Source organism: Dactylosporangium sp. NPDC049742 (assembly GCF_040674675.1).
GTDB classification, from domain to species: Bacteria; Actinomycetota; Actinomycetes; order Mycobacteriales; family Micromonosporaceae; genus Dactylosporangium; species Dactylosporangium maewongense.
In genome coordinates this window covers 1-3,174 of sequence record NZ_JBFANF010000152.1, presented here as the reverse complement: position 1 = coordinate 3,174, position 3,174 = coordinate 1, and the positions used below count along the sequence as shown (strand labels likewise).

The 3,174-nt window shown below is 75.1% G+C and carries 2 protein-coding genes and 1 pseudogene; 2 read left to right on the top strand and 1 reads right to left on the bottom strand.

Going from position 1 to position 3,174, the window contains the following annotated elements:
• The first annotated feature begins 34 nt into the window (after positions 1-34).
• Positions 35-1,153, top strand: coding sequence for a hypothetical protein (locus tag AB0J72_RS58825; RefSeq protein ID WP_363417998.1), 1,119 nt, complete (start codon positions 35-37; stop codon positions 1,151-1,153).
• A gap of 101 nt (positions 1,154-1,254) precedes the next feature.
• Positions 1,255-2,664 (top strand): S28 family serine protease, encoded by a 1,410-nt coding sequence (locus AB0J72_RS58820; RefSeq protein ID WP_363417995.1) that lies wholly within the window; start codon positions 1,255-1,257, stop codon positions 2,662-2,664.
• Positions 2,665-2,791: 127 nt separating this feature from the next.
• On the opposite strand, the pseudogene AB0J72_RS58815 reads toward AB0J72_RS58820, so the two are convergent.
• A pseudogene (locus AB0J72_RS58815) lies at positions 2,792-3,174 on the bottom strand (hypothetical protein); the annotation flags it as partial.

The window sequence follows — 3,174 nt, the reverse complement described above, 5'->3', positions numbered from 1 at the left end:
TTCAGGAAAGACGGTTGTTGCGCTAAGACTCTTGGTGGATTTGCATCCCAACCCCGCACCGCCCAACCCCGCACCGGCCGTCGCCGCGCCTGAGCTGCGTCCGATCCCGGACGCCCACGGCCTGCCGCCGCTGCCCCCGCCGCACGTCTCGTGGCCGCCGGTCGCCTGGTCGCCGTCCCCGGACGCCCGGGACGCCGCCGTGCCGGCCTCATGGCCACCGATCTCCGGCGCACCGGCCTCGGGGCCGCGGGGCCCAGAGCGGCTGACCTCGGAAGCGCTGGCCTCGGGATCGCCGGCGTCGGGAGTGTCGATCTCGGGGCGGCCGGCGCCGGGTCCGCCGGTCTCCGGGCCGCCGTACGGCATGCCGGTCCCTGAGGCGCCGATCTCCGGGCCGCCCGTCTCGCTGTCCCCGGCGCCGGGCCCGCCGCACGGGCTCTACGCGGCGCCACAGCGGTCCCGCGCCGGCCTGCCGCTGACCGTGATCGTCGCGGTGCTGGTGCTCGCCGGCGCCGTCATCGCCGTCGTACGGATGACCGGCGGGACCCGCTTCACCCCCGCGTCCGCCGGATCGACCGCCGGCGCGGCCTGGCCGAAGAGCCCCGGGCAGTCAACCGGCCAGTCAACCGGGCAGCCAACTGGGCAGCCGCCGGGTCAGGGTCGGCCGACGCAGGTCGCGGTGCCGGGCGCGGCGTCTGGCGCGGTGCCGGGCGACCCGCGGGCCCAGGCCGCCGCCGTCGACGCGGTGCTCGACGCCAGCGTCGCCAGCAGGACCAAGCTCAACGCTGCCATCGCCCGGGTCGACGACTGCACCGCCGTCGAACAGGCGATCGCCGACCTGCGCGCCGTCGGCACCGAGCGGCAGGCCCAGCTGGACGCCGTGGCCGCGGCCGACCTGTCCGCGCTCGCCGGGGGCGAGCAGCTCCGCGGCCTGCTCACCGACGCGCTGCGGTACTCCCTCGCCGCCGACCGCAGCTTCGTCCTGTGGGGCCAGGCCGTCCAGGCCGGCGGCTGCGACGGCGGCGGCCGGTCCGACTACCAGGAGGCGCAGCGCCAGTCGAGGCTGGCCGGCGACGCGAAGGCGCGGTTCCTCGCGGTGTGGAGCCCGGTCGCCGCCCACCACGGCCTGCGCGAGCGCTCCCCGGCCGGCATCTGACGCCACCGGACCGGCAGGTCAAGGGCCTGAACGAGGGCCGGAAGGCGGTGGACCCTCGGTAGCGTGCATCGACGTACTCGAAATCGTCAATGGGAGGCGCGATGACACGCTTCAGGCGTGTGCTGGTGTCGATGGCAGTGCCGCTGCTCGGGCTGGTCGGGGCGGTGGTGGCCGGGAGCCCCGCGGCGGCCGCGACCGACATCCGCGACCAGCTCGAGGCGGCCCCGGGCGTGACCGTGCTGGAGGAGCAGCCGGTCGCCGCGCCGTACCGGTTCTTCGTCCTGAGCATCACCCAGCCGGTCGACCACCTGCGGCCGTCGGCGGGCACGTTCCAGCAGCGGTTCACGCTCCTGCACCGGGGCACCGACCGGCCGACGGTGCTGCACACGACGGGCTACAACGTCCCGGGGTACGCGTTCCGCTCCGAGCCCACCCGGCTCGTCGACGGCAACCAGATCTCCGTCGAGCAGCGGTACTTCACCCCGTCGCGGCCCGACCCGGCGGACTGGTCGAAGCTCACGATCTGGCAGGCCGCCACCGACCACCACCGTCTCGTCGCCGCGCTCAAGCCGATCTACTCGCAGAAGTGGATCTCGACGGGCGCCAGCAAGGGCGGCATGACCTCGATCTACCACCGCCGCTTCTACCCCGGTGACGTCGACGGCACGGTCGCCTACGTCGCGCCGCAGGACGTCAACAACGCCGAGGACTCGGCGTACGACCGGTTCTTCACCAAGGTGGGCACCGCACAGTGCCGGGCCGCGCTCGACGCCGTGCAGGTCGAGGCGCTGCGCCGCCGGGCGGAGCTCGTCGCCCGCTACGAGGCGTGGGCCGCGGCCAACGCGCGCACGTTCACGATCGTCGGTAGCGCCGACCGGGCGTTCGAGTTCATGGTGAACGGCACGACCTGGGCGTTCTGGCAGTACAGCCTGGAGAGCGACTGCGTCGACGTGCCGGCGCCGACCGCGTCCAGCGACGACATCTGGGCGTGGCTCGACGCCATCTACGGCATCGACTCCAACACCGACCAGGGCGTGAACCCCTACGTCCCGTACTACTTCCAGGCGGCCTACCAGCTGGGCTACCCGAACGTGTCGCTGCCGCACCTCGCCGGCCTGCAGCACTACCGGGGCCAGGACCGGGCGCAGTCCTACATCCCGCGCGACATCGTGCCGCGCTTCCAGCCCTTGACGATGGTCGACATCGACGTGTGGGTGAAGCTCTTCGGGAAGCGGCTGCTGTTCGTGTACGGCCAGAACGACCCCTGGGGCGCGGAGCCCTTCCGCCTCGGGCCGGGCACGAGGGACTCGTTGTCCTACACGGCGGCCGGCTACAACCACGGCTCGAACATCAGCCGCCTCACCCCGGCGGAGTCCGCGACCGCGACGGCGGCCGTGCAGCGCTGGGCGGGGGTGCCCGCCCCGGCGGCGCTCGCCCCGGCGGCCCCGTCGTACATCTCCTCCCTCGACGACCGCGACCCGGCCCTGGACCGGCGCTTCAACCTCCGCTAGAACGCCGCGAGCCCGCCCCACTAACGGGGCGGGCTCACCCGAGCGGCGGCGGCGCGCTGCCGTCCGCCGCTCGGGTCCACGTCTGGAAGCCGGCCGAGGGTCGCCGCGGCGGCCTGTCCGGTCCGGGTCAGGAAGCGGACGGGGCGGGGGCGGCGGTCGTGGGGGCCGGGGCGGTGGACGCGGCCGGTGGGCCGGGTCGGCGGTTGCCGCCCTGGCCGGGGCCCTGACCCGGGTTCTGGCCCGGGTTCTGGCCGGGGCGGACCCCGCGGCCGTTGCCTTCGCGGCCGCCGGGGCGGAATCCGTTGTCGCCGCGGTCGTTGCGGTCGATCTTGATCCGGTCGTCGCCGCGGTGGCCGTCGCCGAAGACCGCCACGCCGGCGGCGACGATGCCCCCGCCCAGGCAGCAGCCGAGCACCAGGCCGGCGGCGCCGACCAGCACCGGGACGCGGGACCTCCGCCAGCGGCTGCCCGCCGGCTGGGTCCGGAGCGGGGCCGCGGGTGCCGCGTGGG

Coding starts and splice junctions, on each gene's coding strand:
- AB0J72_RS58820 (WP_363417995.1), top strand. CDS start 1,255: ATGACACGCTTCAGGCGTGTGCTGGTGTCGATGGCAGTGCCGCTGCTC.